At 70.3% G+C, this 19978-nt stretch carries 14 protein-coding genes; 10 read left to right on the top strand and 4 right to left on the bottom strand.

The annotated features are described in order from the left end of the window. Positions 1 to 34 precede the first annotated feature (34 nt). The 8 genes from nuoH (at position 35) to recQ (ending at position 10626) form a co-directional block, all read left to right on the top strand. Positions 35 to 1366, top strand: a complete 1332-nt coding sequence (gene nuoH, locus ACFXBC_RS04870; protein WP_385018775.1) for an NADH-quinone oxidoreductase subunit NuoH — start codon at positions 35 to 37, stop codon at positions 1364 to 1366. Then, a complete protein-coding gene (nuoI, locus tag ACFXBC_RS04875) occupies positions 1359 to 2000 on the top strand; it encodes an NADH-quinone oxidoreductase subunit NuoI (protein ID WP_385018728.1) in 642 nt (213 codons plus the stop codon). The genes nuoH and nuoI overlap by 8 nt, the downstream gene beginning before the upstream one ends. Then, positions 1997 to 2860: an NADH-quinone oxidoreductase subunit J gene (locus ACFXBC_RS04880; protein ID WP_385018730.1), complete on the top strand. Its 864-nt coding sequence runs from the start codon at positions 1997 to 1999 to the stop codon at positions 2858 to 2860. Before nuoI ends, ACFXBC_RS04880 begins: the two co-directional genes overlap by 4 nt. Beyond that, positions 2857 to 3156 carry an NADH-quinone oxidoreductase subunit NuoK gene (gene nuoK / locus ACFXBC_RS04885; protein ID WP_129773108.1) on the top strand — a complete coding sequence of 100 codons (300 nt, stop codon included), beginning with the start codon at positions 2857 to 2859 and terminating at the stop codon, positions 3154 to 3156. Before ACFXBC_RS04880 ends, nuoK begins: the two co-directional genes overlap by 4 nt. Before the next feature lie 14 nt (positions 3157 to 3170). Beyond that, entirely contained in the window at positions 3171 to 5066 is a 1896-nt protein-coding gene (gene nuoL, locus ACFXBC_RS04890; protein WP_385018732.1) for an NADH-quinone oxidoreductase subunit L, read from the top strand. Positions 5067 to 5071: 5 nt separating this feature from the next. Continuing rightward, positions 5072 to 6643, top strand: a complete 1572-nt coding sequence (locus tag ACFXBC_RS04895) for an NADH-quinone oxidoreductase subunit M (protein WP_385018734.1) — start codon at positions 5072 to 5074, stop codon at positions 6641 to 6643. After that, entirely contained in the window at positions 6640 to 8292 is a 1653-nt protein-coding gene (gene nuoN / locus ACFXBC_RS04900) for an NADH-quinone oxidoreductase subunit NuoN (protein WP_385018736.1), read from the top strand. Before ACFXBC_RS04895 ends, nuoN begins: the two co-directional genes overlap by 4 nt. Positions 8293 to 8463: 171 nt before the next feature. Continuing rightward, positions 8464 to 10626 carry a DNA helicase RecQ gene (gene recQ / locus ACFXBC_RS04905; RefSeq protein ID WP_385018739.1) on the top strand — a complete coding sequence of 721 codons (2163 nt, stop codon included), beginning with the start codon at positions 8464 to 8466 and terminating at the stop codon, positions 10624 to 10626. Between the two features lie 276 nt (positions 10627 to 10902). Here the strand turns inward: recQ and ACFXBC_RS04910 are convergent, their stop codons facing one another. The 4 genes from ACFXBC_RS04910 to ACFXBC_RS04925 all read right to left on the bottom strand — a co-directional run bounded on the left by ACFXBC_RS04910 (position 10903) and on the right by ACFXBC_RS04925 (position 16809). Beyond that, complete coding sequence (locus ACFXBC_RS04910; protein WP_385018741.1) at positions 10903 to 11547, bottom strand: GPP34 family phosphoprotein; 645 nt, start codon at positions 11545 to 11547, stop codon at positions 10903 to 10905. Further along, positions 11544 to 12770, bottom strand: coding sequence for a fumarylacetoacetase (gene fahA, locus ACFXBC_RS04915; protein ID WP_385018743.1), 1227 nt, complete (start codon positions 12768 to 12770; stop codon positions 11544 to 11546). The genes ACFXBC_RS04910 and fahA overlap by 4 nt, the downstream gene beginning before the upstream one ends. Positions 12771 to 13284: 514 nt before the next feature. After that, the gene (locus tag ACFXBC_RS04920) at positions 13285 to 15282 is read right to left on the bottom strand and encodes a CocE/NonD family hydrolase (RefSeq protein WP_385018745.1); all 1998 of its coding nucleotides are present in this window, start codon (positions 15280 to 15282) and stop codon (positions 13285 to 13287) included. Positions 15283 to 15294: 12 nt separating this feature from the next. Then, complete coding sequence (locus tag ACFXBC_RS04925; protein WP_385018747.1) at positions 15295 to 16809, bottom strand: peptide MFS transporter; 1515 nt, start codon at positions 16807 to 16809, stop codon at positions 15295 to 15297. A gap of 177 nt (positions 16810 to 16986) precedes the next feature. On the opposite strand from ACFXBC_RS04925, the gene ACFXBC_RS04930 reads away from it, so the two are divergent. Together ACFXBC_RS04930 and ACFXBC_RS04935 are read left to right on the top strand one after the other, a co-directional pair. Then, on the top strand, positions 16987 to 17997 hold the full coding sequence (locus ACFXBC_RS04930) for a polyprenyl synthetase family protein (protein ID WP_385018749.1): 1011 nt from the start codon (positions 16987 to 16989) through the stop codon (positions 17995 to 17997). A 443-nt stretch (positions 17998 to 18440) separates the two neighbouring features. Then, positions 18441 to 19763 carry an outer membrane lipoprotein carrier protein LolA gene (locus tag ACFXBC_RS04935; RefSeq protein WP_385018751.1) on the top strand — a complete coding sequence of 441 codons (1323 nt, stop codon included), beginning with the start codon at positions 18441 to 18443 and terminating at the stop codon, positions 19761 to 19763. The last annotated feature ends 215 nt before the right edge of the window (positions 19764 to 19978 follow it).

The raw sequence follows: 19978 nt of genomic DNA on the forward strand, positions 1-19978 counted from the left end.
GAACTACTACCTCGCAGCGACCGAGGACCTGTCGATGTTCGGCCGGGACCCCTGGTGGCTGGTTGTCATCAAGGCCGTCTTCTGCTTCGCCTTCCTGATGATCACCGTGCTCTTCTCCATCGTGTGGGAGCGCAAGGTCGTCGCCTGGATGCAGCTGCGCATCGGCCCCAACCGGCACGGCCCCTGGGGCATGCTCCAGTCCCTCGCCGACGGCATCAAACTGATGCTGAAGGAGGACCTGGTCGTCAAGCGGGCGGACAAGTTCGTCTACGTCCTCGCGCCGGTCGTCGCCGCGGTGCCCGCCTTCATGGCGATCGCGGTGATCCCCTTCGGCCCCGCGGACAACGAGGTGTCGGTCTTCGGACACCGTACGACGATGCAGCTCACCGACCTGCCGATCGCGATGCTCTACATCCTCGCGGTCGCCTCGGTCGGCATCTACGGCATCGTCCTGGCCGGCTGGTCGTCCGGGTCGACCTACCCGCTGCTCGGCGGGCTCCGCTCCTGCGCGCAGATGATCAGCTACGAGATCGCGATGGGCGCCGCCTTCGCCTCCGTCTTCCTCTACTCGGGGTCGATGTCGACATCGGCGATCGTGGACGCACAGAAGGACCGCTGGTTCATCGTGCTGCTGCCGGTCTCCTTCATCATCTACATCGTCACGATGATCGGGGAGACCAACCGCGCCCCGTTCGACATGCCGGAGTCCGAGGGCGACCTGGTCGGCGGCTTCAACACCGAGTACTCGTCCATCAAGTTCGCGATGTTCATGCTCGCCGAGTACGTCAACATGGTCACCGTCTCGGCGGTCTCCGCGACCCTCTTCCTGGGCGGCTGGCGGGCCCCGTGGCCGGTCTCCACCTTCTGGGAGGGCGCGAACCACGGCTGGTGGCCGATGCTCTGGTTCGTCATCAAGGTCCAGCTCCTCCTCTTCTTCTTCATCTGGCTGCGCGGCACGCTCCCACGGGTGCGCTACGACCAGCTGATGAAGCTGGGCTGGAAGGTCCTCATCCCGGTCTCCGTGGTCTGGCTGATGCTGGTGGCGACCGTACGGGCGCTGCGCAACGACAACTACGACTACTCCCGGATCGTGCTCTACGGAGCCGGGGCCGTCGTGGCCATCCTGCTGCTCTCCTTCGTCTACGACATCTTCCGCGACAAGCAGGAGAAGCAGGGCAGGGCCGCGGAGGAGGCGGCGGGCCCCGGACCGGCCTTCGACCCGATGGCGGGCGGCTACCCCGTACCGCCCCTGCCGGGACAGACCCTTCCGCCGGTACCCCGGCGGCGCTCACGCACCCAGCGAGAGCTGATTGTCAGTGGCGGCGTGGACACTGTGAGTGACGGAAAGGAGGCCGGTGATGTCTGACCGCTCTACTGGGGCTTCCGGGGACGACGCCCCCAAGACTCCTTGGCAGAATCCGGTGGCCGGCTTCGGCGTGACCTTCAAGGCCATGTTCAAGAAGCGGCTGACCGAGCAGTACCCGGAGCAGGAGAAGACGACGGCGCCGCGCTTCCACGGGCGGCACCAGCTCAACCGCCATCCGGACGGGCTGGAGAAGTGCATCGGCTGCGAGCTGTGCGCCTGGGCCTGTCCGGCGGACGCCATCTACGTGGAGGGCGCGGACAACACCGAGGAGGAGCGCTACTCCCCGGGCGAGCGGTACGGCCGCGTCTACCAGATCAACTACGCCCGCTGCATCCTGTGCGGACTCTGTATCGAGGCCTGCCCCACCAGGGCGCTGACGATGACCAACGAGTTCGAACTGGCCGACAGCAGCCGCGCCAACCTGATCTACACCAAGGAGCAGCTGCTCGCCGGGCTGGACGAGGGCATGGTCGACTCACCGCACTCGATCTTCCCGGGCACCGACGAACAGGACTACTACCGCGGCCTGGTGACCGAGGCCGCCCCCGGCACGGTCCGCCAGACCGCCGTGTCCAAGGGCGAGACGGCGGCCGAACCGGGCGACCGGACACCGGACGAGGGGGCGAGGGCGTGACTTACCTGACCTCCACCGGTGAGGCCGTCCAGTTCTGGGTGCTGGGCACGGTCGCCGTGATCGGCGCGCTCTCCACCGTACTGATGCGGCGGGCCGTGCACAGCGCGCTGAGCCTCGCCGGGACCATGATCATCCTTGCGGTGTTCTACCTGGCCAACGGCGCGTACTTCCTGGGCATCGTCCAGATCGTCGTCTACACCGGCGCGATCATGATGCTCTTCCTCTTCGTGGTCATGCTGGTCGGCGTCACCGCGGCCGACTCGCTCAAGGAGACCATCAAGGGCCAGCGCTGGCTCGCGGTGCTCTGCGGGATCGGCTTCGGCGTGCTGCTGATCGCGGGGATCGCCAATGCCTCGCTCAAGAGCTTCACGGGCCTCGGCAAGGCCAACGCGAACGGCAATGTGCAGGGCCTCGCCGCCCTCATCTTCACCAAGTACGTCTTCGCCTTCGAGATCACCGGCGCGCTGCTCATCACCGCGGCCGTCGGCGCGATGGTGCTCACCCACCGGGAGCGCACCGAACAGGCCAGGACCCAGCGGCAGATGTCCGAGGACCGCGTCCGCAGCAAGCAGCTGCCGCCGCTGCCCGCGCCCGGTGTCTACGCCCGGCACAACGCGGTGGATGTCGCCGGACTGCTCCCGGACGGCACCCCCTCGGAGCTGACCGTCATGCAGACGCTGCGCCAGCGCGGCCAGATCCGCGATGTGTCGAGCGAGGCCATGGCGAACCTCAGGGCGCTGGAGCAGCGCTCCGAGGAGCGGCTCGGCCGTACGTCGGGCCACGGCCACGACGCCGTGGCCCCCGACGACGGCCCGGCCGGCCGTGACGGGCTCGACCGGGAAGAGGAGGAGGCGAAGTGAATCCGGTCAACTATCTGTATCTCGCCTCGTTGTTGTTCACCATCGGTGCGGCCGGGGTGCTGATCAGGCGGAACGCGATCGTGGTGTTCATGTGCGTCGAGCTGATGCTCAACGCCTGCAACCTCGCGTTCGTCGCCTTCTCCCGTATGCACGGAAACCTGGACGGCCAGATCATCGCCTTCTTCACGATGGTCGTTGCCGCCGCCGAGGTCGTGGTCGGGCTCGCGATCATCGTGTCGCTCTTCCGCTCCCGCCACTCGGCCTCGGTCGACGACGCCAGCCTGATGAAGCTGTAAGGGGTCGCTGAACAGTGGAGAACCTGATTGCGCTGCTGATCGCAGCGCCTTTGCTCGGAGCGGCGGTGCTGCTCTGCGGCGGGCGGCGGTTCGACCGTGCCGGCCATCTGCTCGGCACGGTGTTCGCCGCCGCGTCGTTCGTCCTGGCAGCCGTCCTCTTCGTGAACATGCTGGGGAAGAACGCGGACCACCGCACCCTGCACCAGCACCTGTTCAGCTGGATCCCGGTGGGCGGCTTCCGGGCCGACGCCGCCTTCCAGCTCGACCAGCTGTCGATGACCTTCGTCCTGCTGATCTCCGGTGTGGGCACGCTCATCCACATCTACTCGATCGGCTACATGGAGCACGACGAGCGGCGCCGCCGCTTCTTCGGCTATCTGAACCTCTTCCTCGCGGCGATGCTGCTGCTGGTCCTCGCCGACAACTACCTGCTGCTGTACGTCGGCTGGGAGGGCGTGGGCCTCGCCTCGTACCTGCTGATCGGCTTCTGGCAGCACAAGCCCAGTGCGGCGACGGCGGCCAAGAAGGCCTTCATCGTCAACCGGGTCGGTGACATGGGCCTGTCCATCGCGATCATGCTGATGTTCACCACCTTCGGGACCTTCGCCTTCGGTCCGGTCCTGCACTCCGTGGGCGGCGCGTCCGAGGGCAAGCTCACCGCCGTCGGACTGATGCTCCTGCTCGCCGCCTGCGGCAAGTCGGCCCAGGTGCCGCTGCAGTCCTGGCTCGGTGACGCGATGGAGGGCCCGACCCCGGTCTCGGCCCTGATCCACGCGGCGACCATGGTGACCGCGGGCGTCTACCTCATCACCCGCTCCGGGGCGATCTTCAACGCGGCGCCCACCGCGCAGCTCGCCGTCGTGGTGGTCGGCGCGGTGACGCTGCTCTTCGGGGCGATCGTCGGTTGCGCCAAGGACGACATCAAGAAGGCTCTCGCGGGCTCGACCATGTCGCAGATCGGCTACATGATCATGGCGGCGGGCCTCGGCCCCATCGGATACGCCTTCGCGATCATGCACCTCGTCACCCACGGCTTCTTCAAGGCCGGGCTCTTCCTCGGCGCCGGATCGGTCATGCACGGCATGAACGACGAGGTGGACATGAGGAAGTACGGCGGCCTGCGGAAGTACATGCCGGTGACGTTCGTGACCTTCGGCCTCGGCTATCTCGCGATCATCGGCTTCCCCGGCCTCTCCGGCTTCTTCTCCAAGGACAAGATCATCGAGGCCGCCTTCGCGAAGGGCGGCACCGAGGGCTGGATCCTCGGCGGAGCCGCCCTGCTGGGCGCCGGTATCACCGCGTTCTACATGACCCGGGTCATGCTGATGACGTTCTTCGGCGAGAAGCGCTGGGTGCCGGACGCGGAAGGCCACGAGCCGCACCCGCACGAGTCGCCCAGGTCGATGACCATCCCCATGATCATCCTGGCCTTCGGCTCGGTCTTCGCCGGTGCGTTCTTCGGGATCGGCAACCGCTTCCTGCACTGGCTCGAACCCGTCACCGGCCACTCCGAGGGCAACTCACCCATCGGGGCCGGCGTCGTCACCGCCGGGACGATGGTGGTCCTGGTCATCGGCGTCGCCATCGCCTGGCTCGTCTACGGACGCAAGCCGGTGCCCGCGGTCGCCCCCAAGGGCTCGCTGCTCACCCGCGCCGCCCGGCGCGACCTGCTCCAGGACGACTTCAACCATGTGGTCCTGGTCCGCGGCGGCGAGCACCTCACCCGGTCGCTGGTCTACCTCGACCACTCCCTGGTGGACGGCGTCGTCAACGGCACGGCCGCATCCGTCGGCGGGCTCTCCGGCCGGCTGCGCAGACTGCAGAACGGCTACGCCCGCTCCTACGCGGCCTCGATGTTCGGCGGCGCAGTGATCCTCGTCGCCGCGACCCTGCTGATGAGGGCGGTCTGATCACCATGTCCTTTCCTCTCCTGACGGCGACCGCGGCGCTCCCGGCGATCGGTGCGATCGCTACCGCCGCCGTCCCGGCCGCACGGCGCACCGCGGCGAAGTGGCTCGCGCTGCTCTTCTCGCTCGGCACACTCGCCCTGGGCGCCGTCCAGCTCGTCCGCTTCGACCCCGGCGGCGCCCGCTACCAGCTCACCGAATCGCACGCCTGGATCAAGGACTTCGGCGTCCGGTACGAGCTGGGCGTGGACGGCATCGGGCTGGTGATGCTCGCCCTGACCGCCCTGCTCATCCCGTTCGTCATCCTGGCGGGCTGGCACGACGCGGATCCCCTGGAAACGCACAGCTCGCGCTGGCGCCCCACACAGGGCTTCTTCGCCCTGATCCTGGCCGTGGAAGCGATGGTGATCCTCTCCTTCGAGGCCACCGACGTCTTCCTCTTCTACATCCTCTTCGAAGCCATGCTCATCCCGATGTACTTCCTCATCGGCGGCTTCGGGGACCGGGCGCACGCGGGCGGCGACGAGGCGGCGGCCACCCAGCGCTCGTACGCGGCGGTCAAGTTCCTCCTCTACAACCTGGTCGGCGGACTCCTCATGCTGGCCGCGGTCATCGGGCTCTATGTGGTCGCGGGGAACTTCTCGCTCCAGGAGATCGCCACCGCACGGGCCAACGGCTCACTGCACATGGCGACCAGCACCGAACGCTGGCTCTTCCTCGGCTTCTTCTTCGCCTTCGCGGTGAAGGCGCCGCTCTGGCCGCTGCACACCTGGCTGCCCAACGCCATGGGCGAGGCGACCGCCCCGGTCGCCGTGCTGATCACCGCGGTGGTCGACAAGGTCGGCACCTTCGCGATGCTGCGCTTCTGCCTCCAGCTCTTCCCGGAGGCCAGCAAGTGGGCCACCCCGGTGATCCTGGTGCTCGCGCTGATCAGCATCGTCTACGGCGCGCTCCTGGCGGTCGGCCAGCGCGACATCAAGCGGCTGATCGCCTACGCCTCGGTTTCGCACTTCGGCTTCATCATCCTCGGCATCTTCGCGATGACCACCCAGGGCCAGTCGGGCGCGACGCTCTACATGGTCAATCACGGGATCTCGACGGCCGCCCTGATGCTGGTGGCCGGCTTCCTGATCTCGCGGCGCGGCTCGCGGCTCATCGACGACTACGGCGGGGTGCAGAAGGTCGCCCCGGTCCTCGCCGGGACCTTCCTGATCGGCGGTCTCGCCACCCTGTCACTGCCCGGACTCTCCCCGTTCGTCAGTGAATTCCTGGTCCTGGTCGGCACGTTCAGCGCCTACCCGGCCGCCGGGATCGTCGCGACGGTCGGCATCGTGCTGGCCGCGCTCTACGTCCTCGTGCTCTACCAGCGCACGATGACGGGCCCGGTCAGGGCCACGGTGCAGGGCATGGCGGACCTCAAGGTCCGTGAACTGGTCGTCGTACTGCCGCTGATCGCGCTCCTGGTCTTCCTCGGCGTCTATCCGAAGCCGCTGACGGAGATCGTCGACCCGGCCGTGAAGCACACCATGTCCGACGTCCAGAAGAAGGACCCCCAGCCCACCGTGGAGGCCGCGAAGTGAGCGCAACAGCTGTCCACAGCCTGTGGACGACGCAGGCGGCGAGCCCCATCGGCAAGATCCCCACCCCGCACATCGAGTACGCGCAGCTCACCCCCGTGCTGATCGTCCTCGGCGCCGCGATGCTGGGCGTCCTCGTCGAGGCCTTCGTGCCGCGCAAGGGCCGCTACTACGCCCAGGTGTTCCTCACCGTCGTCGCGGTGGTCGCCTCCTTCGCCGCGGTCGTCGCACTGGCCGCCGGCGGGTACGGCTCGACCAAGGCACACATCGCGGCGATGGGCGCGGTCGCGGTCGACGGGCCCGCGCTCTTCCTGCAGGGCACCATCCTGCTGGCCTCGCTGGTGGCGGTCTTCACCTTCGCCGAGCGCAGGCTCGACCCGGAGGTGCACGGCAACCGTACGGACTCCTTCGCCGCGCAGGCCGCTTCCGTACCGGGCAGCGACAGTGAGAAGGAAGCGGTCAGGGCCGGGTTCACCACCACCGAGGTCTTCCCGCTGGCGCTGTTCGCCATCGGCGGCATGCTGGTCTTCCCCGCTGCCAACGACCTGCTGACGCTCTTCGTGGCGCTGGAGGTCTTCTCGCTGCCGCTCTACCTGCTCTGCGCCGTCGCCCGCCGCAAGCGGCTGATGTCGCAGGAAGCCGCCGTGAAGTACTTCCTGCTCGGCGCGTTCTCCTCGGCCTTCCTGCTCTTCGGGATCGCCCTGCTCTACGGGTACGCGGGCTCCGTCTCGTACGCCAGGATCGCCGACGTGGTCGACGGCACCGTGCAGAACGTCGACCCGGCGCTCGCCGACACCATGGGCAACGACGCGCTGCTGCTCATCGGCGGCGCGATGATCCTGCTCGGGCTGCTCTTCAAGGTCGGCGCCGTGCCGTTCCACATGTGGACCCCGGACGTCTACCAGGGCGCGCCGACCCCGGTCACCGGCTTCATGGCGGCGGCCACCAAGGTCGCCGCGTTCGGTGCGCTGCTGCGGCTGCTCTACGTGGTGCTGCCGGGGATGCGCTGGGACTGGCGGCCGGTGATGTGGGCCGTCGCGATCATCACCATGCTGGGCGGGGCGATCGTCGCGATCACCCAGACCGACATCAAGCGGATGCTGGCCTACTCGTCCATCGCGCACGCCGGGTTCATCCTGGCCGGTGTCATCGCCACCACACCGCAGGGCATCAGCTCGGTCCTCTTCTATCTGGTGACGTACTCGTTCGTGACGATCGGCGCCTTCGCCGTGGTCACGCTGGTACGGGACGCGGGCGGCGAGGCCACCCACCTCTCCAAGTGGGCGGGGCTCGGGCGGCGTTCACCGCTGGTGGCGGCGGTCTTCGCCGTCTTCCTGCTGGCCTTCGCGGGTATCCCGCTGACCAGTGGGTTCAGCGGGAAGTTCGCCGTGTTCAAGGCGGCGGCCGACGGCGGGGCCGGCGGTCTGGTCGTGGTCGGTGTGATCTCGTCCGCCATCGCCGCGTTCTTCTACATCCGGGTCATCGTGCTGATGTTCTTCAGCGAGCCGAAGGCGGACGGCCCGACCGTCGCCGTGCCGTCGCCGCTGACGATGACGACGATCGCCGTGGGGGTCGCGGTCACGCTGGTGCTGGGGCTCGCCCCGCAGTACTTCCTTGACCTGGCGGGCCAGGCGGGATCCTTCGCCCGGTAGCCGTACGTCCGCACACGATCTCCGCCGTCGTACGCCGCTGTGTCCGGGGATGTCGGTGCGGGACCCTATCGTGGCAGGAGTGAGATGCGGCGGCCGTGACCGGTGGGAGTGACCGGCCGCCCGGGAGAACGGCGCGACGGGGGACGGACCGATGGAACGCGGGGCGGAACGATGAGCGGGAGTGGCGAGGCAGTGGCCGAGCATACGGAGCAGGCCGGGAGCACGGAGCAGGCCGGGAGCACGGAGCAGGCTGGGCGGACCGCGTCTGCGCGGGGCGCGGAGAGCGAGGCGCTCAGCACTCTGCACCGGGTCTTCGGCTACGAGGCCTTCCGTGGCGAGCAGGAAGAGATCATCGGGCAGGTGGTGGACGGCGGGGACGCCGTCGTGCTGATGCCGACCGGTGGCGGAAAGTCCCTCTGCTACCAGATTCCCGCCCTGGTCAGACCAGGTACCGGCGTGGTGATCTCGCCGCTGATCGCCCTGATGCAGGACCAGGTGGACGCGCTGCGCGCCCTCGGTGTGCGGGCCGGCTTCATGAACTCCACGCAGGACTTCGACGAGCGCCGCACCGTGGAGGCCGAGCTGCTCGCGGGCGAGCTGGACCTGCTCTATCTGGCGCCCGAACGGCTCCGGGTCGACGCCACGCTCTCCCTGCTGAGCCGCGCGAAGATCTCCGTGTTCGCGATCGACGAGGCGCACTGTGTCGCCAGCTGGGGGCACGACTTCCGCCCCGACTACCTGGCGCTCTCACTGCTCGGCGAGCGCTGGCCCGACGTCCCGCGCATCGCCCTGACGGCCACCGCCACCCGCGCCACGCACCAGGAGATCACCGAGCGGCTCGGGATGCCGGACGCCCGGCACTTCGTGGCGGGCTTCGACCGGCCCAACATCCAGTACCGGATCGTCCCCAAGAACGACCCGAAGAAGCAGCTGCTCGCCTTCCTCAAGGAGGAGCACGCGGGGGACGCGGGCATCGTCTACTGCCTCTCCCGGGCCTCCGTCGAGCGGACCGCCGAGTACCTCTGCAAGAACGGCGTGGAGGCCGTGCCCTACCACGCCGGGCTCGACGCGGGCACCCGCGCCGTCCACCAGTCGCGCTTCCTGCGCGAGGACGGCCTCGTGGTGGTCGCGACGATCGCCTTCGGGATGGGGATCGACAAGCCGGACGTCCGGTTCGTCGCCCACCTCGACCTGCCCAAGTCGGTGGAGGGGTACTACCAGGAGACCGGGCGCGCCGGGCGGGACGGGCTGCCGTCCACGGCGTGGATGACCTACGGGCTCCAGGACGTCGTACAGCAGCGGAAGATGATCCAGAGCGGTGAGGGCGGCGAGGCGTTCCGCCGCCGGGCCGCGGCGCATCTCGACGCGATGCTGGCGCTCTGCGAGACGGCGGACTGCCGCCGCGCCCAGCTCCTCCAGTACTTCGGCCAGGAGGCGGCGGCCCCCGCCTGCGGGAACTGCGACACCTGCCTCACCCCGCCCGAGACCTGGGACGGGACGGTGGCGGCGCAGAAGGTGCTGTCGACGGTGGTGCGGCTCGAACGCGAGCGCAGACAGAAGTTCGGCGCGGGCCAGATCGTCGACATCCTGCTGGGCCGCCGGACGGCCAAGGTCATCCAGTTCGACCACGACCAGCTCTCCGTCTTCGGTATCGGCGAGGACCTGTCGGAGGCTCAGTGGCGCGGTGTGGTGCGGCAGTTGCTGGCACAGGGTCTGCTGGCGGTCGAGGGTGAGTACGGCACGCTGGTGCTGACCGGGACCAGTGGTTCGGTGCTTTCGGCGGAGACCGAGGTCCGGCTGCGCAAGGAGCCGGAGAAGCCGGTGGCGGTCAGGGCGGCCAAGGGGGAGAAGAAGTCCAGGTCGGCTGCCGTGGCGGCCGAGCTGCCGGCCGAAGCGGTGCCGGTCTTCGAGGCGCTGCGGAGCTGGCGCGGCAAGCAGGCCAAGGAGCAGGGCGTCCCGGCGTATGTGATCTTCCACGACGCGACACTGCGGGAGATCGCCACGGTGCGGCCCGGCACGCTCGGTGAGCTCGGCGGGATCGGCGGCCTCGGCGAGAAGAAGCTGGCGACGTACGGGGAGGGCGTGCTCGGCGTGCTGGCCGAGCTGGCCGAGCTGGCGGGTACGGGGGCGAGTGCGGGTGCGGACGCGGATGTGACCGCACCGGCATCGTCCGCCTCGTCCGCGCCGTCACCGGGGGCGGCCCGGCCCGGCGGCCCCGGCCCTTCGGCCCCGGCCCGACCCTCCGCCCAGGGTGACCCGGAGGACCCGGGCGCCTGGGACGAGCCGGACTTCGCGGATCACCCGGACGATCCGGAGGCGTTCGGCGGGGCCTGAGCCGGGGAGGACGGAGGAGGCGCGCGGGGGGTGGGGCCGGGCGCCCGCAGCCGTGGCCGCCCCGGGGACGCTCGCCGCCTTGGCCGCCCGCAGCTGCCTGGGTCCAGCCAGTCGCCGTCTTGACGGCCAACCGCAGTCACCGGTTGGCCGACCACCGGCTCTTGGGCCGGCCAACTGCCGCCCCCGGCCGGCCGACCGGCCCTGGGGCCGGCCAACTGCCGCCCCGTCAGCCGCCGGCCCGGGCGGGGCAGCGGCCGACCGCCACCCCGCTCCCCGTCACCCCCCGCCGCTCCGGTTGGCGCGGTCGCGTTGGATGGTGCGGTGGACCGCGTAGGCCGCCCACTCCTCCTTGACCAGGTGGCGCATCGCCGAGCGGGACTTCCAGCCGTCCCTGGCGGCGATCCGGGAGAGGCCCACCGCCGAGACGAGCGCCGCCAGGGCGCGGCTGCGCGGGTCCGGGAAGCCGGCCGCCTCCGCCGTCAGGAAGCGGTCGCGGGCCTGGGCCGACCAGTTCAGCGGGCCCGCCGGATGGCGGTGGTAGGGCAGCAGCCCCGCGAGGCGGTGCGTCTCACGGGTCAGTACGTCCCCGTCCACCAGGTGGTCCAGATACAGCCCCTCCACCGTGCGGCCGGACCGCCGGATCCAGTAACGGGCGCCGACGCCCCCGCCGGACTTCCGCTTCTCCGGGGCCGGCAGCAGCTCCAGCACCCGCCCCAGCACCGGATCGTGCGGCAGCAACGGCTGGTCCACCGTCACCTTGCCGCGCGCCTCGGAGATCCGCCCCTGCAGCTCCAGTTCGGCCAGGGCCGCACCGGCCATCCCGAACTCCAGATAGCGGTTCCGGCAGAACGGCTTGCCCCGGCGCGGGTCCAGGGCGAGGAGCAGCAGCTCCTCGGGGAGCGTCGGCGCTTCCTGGCTCATCGCGCGGGCACGATCCTTCCGGTCACCTCACCGAGGCCGACCCGGGTCCCGTCGGGCCCCGGCGCCCAGGCCGTCATCGTCACCTCGTCGCCGTCCTCCAGGAACGCCCGCTTCCCGTCGTCGAGTTCGAGAGGCCGGGTGCCGTTCCAGGTCATCTCAAGGAGTGAACCGCACTGCTCGGGCGAAGGGCCGCTGACCGTGCCCGAGCCGAACAGGTCCCCGGTGCGGAGCGAGGCGCCGTTGACGGTCGTATGGGCCAGCATCTGGGCAGCCGTCCAGTACATCCCGGCGAAGGGCGGCTCGGATACCGGCTGTCCGTTGACGCTGACCGTGATCCGCAGGTCCAGGCCGCCCGCTTCCTCGGCCGTCGCGTCGTCCAGGTAGGGCAGCAGGGGCAGTTCGCGGGCGGGCGGCGCGGTCCGTGCCGCGTCCAGTGCCTCCAGCGGAGTCACCCAGGCCGAGACCGAGGTGGCGAAGGACTTCCCGAGGAAGGGGCCCAGCGGCACGTACTCCCAGGCCTGGATGTCCCGCGCCGACCAGTCGTTGAGCAGCTGGAGGCCGAAGACATGGTCCCGGTAGCCGGAGAGCGGGACCGGCTCGCCCTGCCGGGACGGGACGCCGACGACGAAGCCGACCTCCGCCTCGATGTCGAGCTTGACCGAGGGCCCGAAGACCGGCGCCGGGTCCGACGGCGCCTTGCGCTGCCCGGAAGGACGTACGACATCGGTGCCCGACACCACGACCGTGCCGGAACGGCCGTGGTAACCGATCGGCAGATGCTTCCAGTTGGGCGTCAGCGCCGCCGAGTCGGGCCGGAAGATGCTGCCGACGTTCGTCGCGTGGTGCTCGCTCGCGTAGAAGTCGATGTAGTCGGCGACCTCGTACGGAAGGTGCATCGTGACGCCCGCCACCGGGTGCAGCAGCGGCTCTATGACCGGCCGGTGCGCCGGGACGGTCACCCAGGCGGTCAGCGCGCGCCGCACATCGCGCCACGCCGTACGGCCCGCCGCGAGCAGCGGGTTGAGCGTGGGGTGTGCGAGCAGCCTGCTGTACGGGGAGCCGAGCGCGGTCGCCGCCGCCCCCGCGTCCAGTACATGGCCGCCGATCCGCACCCCCACCCTGCGCCGGCCGGGATCCTCAAGAGTGGAGAAGACTCCGTACGGCAGGTTGTGCGGGCCGAAGGGGTCGCCTTCGGGGAGGTCGAGCGGGCTCTGCTCAGGCATGGGGTGCTGCCTCGCTTTCAGGTCTGTGGACAGCCCCACGGTACGGGGGCGGGGCGCGCCGCGTCAGCCGCTGAAAGGTTCAGGGGCGTCCCGCCATTTCAAGCCCGTCCGGCGCTTGAGGACACCGGGGGCCGGGGGCTCGCCCCGGCTTCGGGAAGGGGCGGGGAGGGGACAGGCCCGCCGCAGGCGCTCACCCGCACCACGTCCCGGCCGCATCACAACCCACCCGCACCACGCCCCGGCCGCATCACAACCCACCCGCACCACGCCCCACCCGCACCACGCCCCACCCGCACCACGCCCCGGCCGCATCACGCTCCCCGAGCACTGCCCTCCCCGGAGCACCACACTCCACGCCCCGGGCCACCCACGTTTTCGGCCCCTCGGCACCACGCCCGGACAAGGGCCACGCCCCCAGGCACCACGCCCCGGGCCGGGCCCCGTCCCAGGCACCACGCCCTCACGCGCCACCCCGGAGAGGAGGAAGGCGAGAGGAAGAGCGGCCCCATCCCCCCTACCCCGCGATACGCGGAATCCGTTTCTCCCAGCTCCGCCGGAAGACCACCTCGTCCCCCTCCTGGCACACCACCTCGCTCGACGTGATGAAGTCCTGGGCGTCACAGGTGATCTCGGACCGGGTCCGCACGCGGGCGTCCCAGCCGGTCTCCGGGCGGTGCAGCCGGATCGACCAGTCCGAGCGGGTGCGCGCCGACAGCGGATCCGCCTCGTTGATCGTGTACGTCTCCAGCGCGTCCTCGCTGAACTCCAGGCCGTCCGGGTAGATCCGGGTACCTCCGTACCTCGGGTCCACCTCAAGTCGCCAGTCGCCCTTGGCCACATCGCGTACGACAAGACGCTCCGGGCGCTCCTCCGGGTTGTCCGGGTAGACCACCGCGAGCGGCTCCGACTGCTCGGGCTCGTCGAAGGTGATGTGGTCATCGGTGTGCGCGCGGACCGGGAGTTCCATGGTCGAGGCCGCCGGGTCCAGGATCCAGCCGTGCGCCGAGTCGGGCTGCGGCCAGATCCACGGCCAGTACGCGGAGGAGACCGAGAGGCGGATGCGGTGGCCCGGCGGGAAGGTGTGACCGACGCCGTTCAGCTCGAAGGTGAGCGACTCGGTGGTGCCCGGCTCCCACGGATCCGACCGGTCCCGGCCGTGCCGCGCCGAGAAGTTGAGCGCCCCCCGGGTGACCAGTGTGGACGCCCCGTCCGGCGCGACGTCGCAGAGCCGGGCGATGACCTGCCCGGTGGGGACGTCGGAGCGCACCGAGAGATGCACCTTCGCGCGGCCCAGGATCTCGATGGCGGCCTGGCGGACCGGGAATTCGAAGCAGACGGACTTCGCGTCCTCGTCCCGCTGGTCGGGCGGCAGATCGGAGTCGTTGCCGAACGGGAAGAACCGCCCGGCGTCCAGACCGGTCTGCATCGGTGACCTGACCTCCATCGGGTCGCCCTGGAGCGCGTACGACACCGGGGTGACCTGCGGCGACGGCCAGGCCGTATCACCGACCCAGCGGCCGGGCAGCTCCGGGTAGACCGTGGCGGGCGGGTGCGACTCGCTGATCCACGAGCGCAGCAGCGGCTCGGCCATCACCCCGTTGTCCTCGCCCTTGAGGTGGTGGTCCCACCAGCGCAGGGTCTCCTGGAGGAAGCCGATCGCGGGTCCGGGCGGCAGCCCCCGGTCCGGGTACTGGTGCGACCACGGGCCGATCAGCCCCCGTACCCGCGACGGGTCGAGGTTCCCGACCAGCCGCAGGACGGTGTCCCGGTACGGGTCGTGCCAGCCGCCGACGGCCAGGACGGCCGGCTGGACGGCCCGGTAGTCCTCGCAGACGCTGCCGTGCTTCCAGTAGTCGTCGCGCGTCTGATGGGCGAGCCAGGTGTGGATGAACGGCTCGACGGCCTCAAGACGGTTGAGCCACATGTCCCGCCAGACCGAGCCGACCTGCGCCGGGTCCGGGGGGCGCGACACGAAGGCGAGCATCGTGGCCGCCCAGGCGTGCATGTCGACGGCGAGCACCGAGCCGCCCATGTAGTGCACGTCGTTGTCGTAGCGGTCGTCGGCGGAGCAGACCGTGACGATCGCCTTCAGCGGCTCCGGGGCCAGGGCCGCGATCTGGAGCGAGTTGAAACCGCCCCAGGAGATACCGAACATCCCGACCTTGCCGGTGCACCACTCCCTCCCGGCCAGCCAGTTCACCACCTCGACCCCGTCGGCCAGCTCCTGGGCGTCGTACTCGTCACCGGGCATGCCGGTCGAGTTGCCGTGACCGCGTACGTCCACCCGGACGGACGCGTAGCCGTGGCCCGCGTACCAGGGGTGCCGCTGCCAGTCCCGCGGTGCCGTCCAGTCGGACAGCCGGTACGGAAGGTATTCGAGCAGGGCGGGGACCGGTCCGGCCGCGTTGACCGGGCGCCAGATCCTGGCGTACAGCTGCGTGCCGTCCGCGAGCGGGATCCAGACGTCCTCGCGGCGGGTCTCGTACGGGAATTCGGTGCGGATTCGGGCCACGGCAGGCGCTCCTCAGTGGACGGGGTGCATGGTGCGCCTGAGCCAGGGGGCGGCGGCGACGACCGCGAGCCCGGCGACGACGGCGACGGCGCCGTTGACTCCGAAGTACGCCGGGTCGGAGACCTCGCCGTACAACTTCACGATCTGCGCCTGGACGCCGTTGGCCAGGGCGAGGGACAGGAACCAGAGCGCCATCGTCTGGCTGGCGAAGGCGGCGGGCGCGAGCTTGGTGGTGGCGGACATGCCGGAGGTCTCGACGAGGATGTCGCCGAGCCCGAGCAGCGCGTACGAGCCGACGATCCACCAGACGGACATCAGCCAGTCGCTGCCCGTGCGGCCGGACGTGGCGGGGACCATGATCAGGAAGGAGAGCCCGCCGAGGATGGTGCCGATCGCGATCTTGTTGGAGGCGTGCGGCTGGTGCCGGCCCATCCGGACCCAGACGGCGGCGACCACCGGGGCCAGCGCCACCTCGAAGGCGCCGAGCGCCGACGCGTACCAGCCGGCCGGGAAGTGGAAGCCGAAGATGTCCGTCCTGGCGTTGGTCGACGCGAGCAGGATCATCGTCGAGTACGCCTGGAAGAGGATGAAGTTGAAGACCACCGAGGCGAGGAACAGCACGATGTAGGGGCGCAGATGAGCGCGTTCGGGCCTGGTCACGCGGGGGCTGCGGAACATCACGGCGAAGAAGACGACCGGCGCGATCACCGAGACGATGGTCAGCGCGTCGACGGTGCGGTCCAGCGTCAGCCAGCCGGAGAGCCCGAGGACCACGGCGACCACGGCGACGGCCAGCACGCCGCCGACGATCATCCGGACCGCACGGCGCATCGCGGCCGGCGGCAGCGCCTGCTCGGCGCGCTCGGTGCGGCCGGCGATGGTGCGGCGACCCAGGACGTACTGGATCAGACCCAGCGTCATCCCGACGGCGGCCGCCGAGAAGCCCCAGTGCCAGCCCTCGTGGTCACCCAGCCAGGCGGTGACCAGGGGGCCGAGGAAGGCGCCGATGTTGATGCACATGTAGTAGAGCGCGAAACCGGCGTCGCGGCGCTGGTCCTCGGTCCGGTACAACTTGCCGACCAGGGTGGCGACATTCGGCTTCAGCAGCCCCGTGCCGAGCGAGATGAGCCCCAGACCCACCCAGGTCATCCCGGCCGTCGGGACCGCCATCGAGTAGTGGCCGAGTGCGATGAGGATGCCGCCGCCGAGTACCGCGCGGTACGAGCCGAGGATGCGGTCGGCGAGCCAGCCGCCCGCCACCGAGACCAGATAGACCAGCGTGCCGTAGGCGGCGGAGATGGAAGCGGCCGCCCCCGGCGACATGCCGAGACCGTCCTGGTCGACCGCGGCCGTGAAGTAGAGGACGAGGATGGCCTGCATCCCGAGGAACGAGAACCGCTCCCAGATCTCCAGTCCCGACAGGGTCGCCAGACCGCGCGGCTGGCCGAAGAACGAATGGTCGTCGCCCGGCTCCGGCGGGGGCTGGGACGGTGGTGCGAGTCCCGGCTGCGGCTCTGTTCCGGACAAAGGTACTGCTCCCATTCAAATCGAGTTGTTTTGAACATACCGGTCACGCCCGGCATGTGCTCGGGGTGGGCGGGCAGGCGCTCATGGTGATCGAAAGAGGACCGGATACGCTGACTTGAGTGCGGACAGCGACACATCGACAATCCGTGTGATCGTCAGCAGACAGGAGATCCCCTCGTGACCGTCGTCGAGCCATTCGGGCTGAACGTGCGGGACCAGGCACTTGAGGCCGATGTCCAGGCCGGATTGGCGGCTGTCGAGGCCGGGCTGCTCGATGCCACCAAGAGCGACGTCCCTTTCATCACGGAGGCCGCGCAGCATCTGGTACGGGCGGGGGGCAAGCGCTTTCGTCCGCTCCTGGTGATGCTCGCCGCCCAGTTCGGTGACCCGTATGCGCCCGGGGTCGTACCCTCCGCCGTCGTGGTCGAACTGACGCATCTGGCGACGCTCTACCACGACGACGTCATGGACGAGGCGGAAGTGCGCCGCGGGGTCCCCAGCGCCAACGCACGCTGGGACAACTCGGTCGCGGTCCTCACCGGCGACTTCCTCTTCGCACGCGCCTCGCACATCCTGGCCGACCTGGGGCCGGAGGCCGTACGGATCCAGGCCGAGTCGTTCGAACGCCTGGTCACCGGCCAGATCCTGGAGACCGCCGGCCCGCGCGACGGGCACGACCCGGTCAGCCACTACCTCGATGTCATCGCGGGCAAGACGGGATCCCTGATCGCGGTCTCCGGGCGGTTCGGCGCGATGATGTCCGGCGCCGACGAGAGCGTGGTGAACATCCTCACGCAGTACGGCGAGCGGCTCGGTATCGCGTTCCAGCTGGCCGACGACGTACTGGACATCGCGAGCGACAGCCACGAGTCGGGTAAGACACCCGGCACGGACCTGCGGGAGGGCATCCCCACCCTGCCGGTGCTGCGGCTGCGCGCCCAGGCCGCCGAGCACGGCCGCCCGGACGATCTCGCCCTGGTCGAGCTGCTGTCGGGCGATCTGACGGACGACGCCCGGCATACCGAGGCGCTGCGGCTGATGCGGGCCCACCCGGCCCTGGAGCAGGTACGCCAGGACACCGTGCGGTACGCGGAGGAGGCGCGGGCCTCACTGGCGCCGCTGCCCGAGTGCTTCGCGAAGACGGCGCTTGAGGAGCTGTGCGGCGCGGTGGTGCACCGCGTGGGGTGAGGGTGTCGGCTCGATGTCAGTGGGCTCGACGCCAGCCGGCCCCCGATATCAGTCGGTTCGGTGGCAGTCGGTTCGATGTGAGTCGGTTCGATGGCGCAGGACCCGGTCGCGTGTCAGCGGCCGGGTCCTCTGCTGTTCTTCGGGTGCTGTCCGGTGGGCGCCGTCCGTCGAGACCTGTCGGTTGGGCCGGTCGCACGGGGCGGGTCCTTCGGACGGGTGGCCCCTTCCCTGCCGGGCGCTCCCCCTACGGGGCGGTGCGGGTCGCCCGTGGCGCCTGTCATACCGCAGCAGTAGGCGCAGTTGCTCCCGGGGGCTGACGCTTACCGTCCGGGAATTTGGTGAGATGGACGGCACCACACCCCACCGATTCGGGTGAGAATGGCGGCGCGGGGTGGACAAGCGTGACCGTACGGATCGCCGCCGATCACGGAGGTAGGGCACACATGGCACCGAACGACAGTGCAGAGGGCACCGGAAGCGCACAGGACACCGGAGAGGCCGGGAACTCCGCCGCGGGCCGCCGGAAGGCCGCGCGTTATCTCGTCCCGGTCGGAGTGGCGGGGGTGGCGGCCGTGACGATCGGTCTCGTACCCGCACTCGCCAGCTCGGGCGACCCCAGCCTGCCGAAGATCTCGGCGCAGCAGCTCATCGCGAAGATGGCCGCATCGGACACCCAGCAGCTGTCCGGCACGGTGAAGGCCGACGCGGACCTGGGCATCCCGTCACTCGGCGGCCTGGCCGGCACCTTCGGCGGGGGCATGGGCGGCAGCGGTGGTGACGGCGGCGGCAGCGGCGGATCGAGCGCGTCGCCCCAGTCCAAGCTGATGGAGCTGGCATCGGGCACGCACACCCTGCGGGTGGCCGCGGACGGTCCCGACAGGCAGCGGGTGTCCATCCTGGACAGCGCGGCCGAGTACAGCCTGATCCACAACGGCCGGCAGGTCTGGGCGTACGACAGCAAGTCGAACGAGGTCTACCACGCGAAGGCCCCCGCCCGGGCGGGCGGCTCGGCGGGCGGCCGCGAGGACCGTACCGACAAGCTCCCGGCCACCCCGAAGGATCTGGCCGAGCAGGCGCTCAAGGCGGTCGGCCCGACGACATCGGTGAGCGTCGACGGCACCGAACAGGTGGCGGGCCGTGACGCGTACCAGCTGCTCATCAAGCCGAAGCAGTCCGGTTCCACGATCGGTTCGGTCCGGGTCACGGTGGACTCGAAGACCGGCACTCCGCTGAAGTTCACGCTGACGCCGAGCAGCGGTGGCAAGGCCGCCATCGACGTGGGCTTCACCAAGGTCGACTTCGCGAAGCCCGCGTCCTCCGCCTTCTCCTTCACTCCGCCGAAGGGCGCGAAGGTGACGGAGGGCGCCGCCCCCGGGGCCGGTACGCACCGCTCTCCGCAGGGTCCCGGGAAGGACCTGAAGTCCGCCTCGCCGGAGGACTTCAAGGGCCTGAACATCATCGGCAAGGGCTGGACGTCGGTGGCCAGGATCGACACCGGCAGCGGCAAGGGCATCGGCGGCATCGGCGGTGGCACCGGCGGGCTGGGCGGATCCACGGGGAAGAGCGGCTCCGCCGGACAGGGCGGCTCCGCCGCGGACGCGCAGAAGTTCCTCAGCTCGCTGGGAGACAAGGTGACCGGCTCGTTCGGCTCGGGGACGGTGTTCCACACCCGGCTGGTGAACGCGCTGATGACCGACGACGGAAAGATCTTCGTCGGGGCGGTCGACAAGGGCGCACTGGTCAAGGCGGCCAACACGGCCAAGTAGGCCCGACTCGGCCAGTAGGCCCGACACGGCCAGCAGGCCCGACACGGCCAAGTAGGCCCAACACGGCCAAGTAGACCCGACTCGGCCAGCAGGCCCGACACGACGGCGGGTCCGGCACACGCCCCTGGGGGGGCCCGCCCCCCCCGGGGTTGTATGCGCCCGGGGGCCCGGGGGCGGGCCCCCCCCGCCGGGGGGCGGCGCGCCCGGGCGGGGGC

Origin of the sequence: Streptomyces sp. NPDC059398 (assembly GCF_042751845.1) — a bacterium.
Taxonomy (GTDB): Bacteria; Actinomycetota; Actinomycetes; order Streptomycetales; family Streptomycetaceae; genus Streptomyces.

Bases quoted from the DNA above. Each gene is read 5' to 3' on its own strand.
- ACFXBC_RS04935 (WP_385018751.1), top strand. From the start codon at position 18,441: ATGGCACCGAACGACAGTGCAGAGGGCACCGGAAGCGCACAGGACACC.
- nuoI (WP_385018728.1), top strand. From the start codon at position 1,359: ATGTCTGACCGCTCTACTGGGGCTTCCGGGGACGACGCCCCCAAGACT.
- recQ (WP_385018739.1), top strand. From the start codon at position 8,464: ATGAGCGGGAGTGGCGAGGCAGTGGCCGAGCATACGGAGCAGGCCGGG.
- ACFXBC_RS04895 (WP_385018734.1), top strand. From the start codon at position 5,072: ATGTCCTTTCCTCTCCTGACGGCGACCGCGGCGCTCCCGGCGATCGGT.
- fahA (WP_385018743.1), bottom strand. From the start codon at position 12,770: ATGCCTGAGCAGAGCCCGCTCGACCTCCCCGAAGGCGACCCCTTCGGC.
- nuoH (WP_385018775.1), top strand. From the start codon at position 35: ATGTTCGGCCGGGACCCCTGGTGGCTGGTTGTCATCAAGGCCGTCTTC.
- ACFXBC_RS04910 (WP_385018741.1), bottom strand. From the start codon at position 11,547: ATGAGCCAGGAAGCGCCGACGCTCCCCGAGGAGCTGCTGCTCCTCGCC.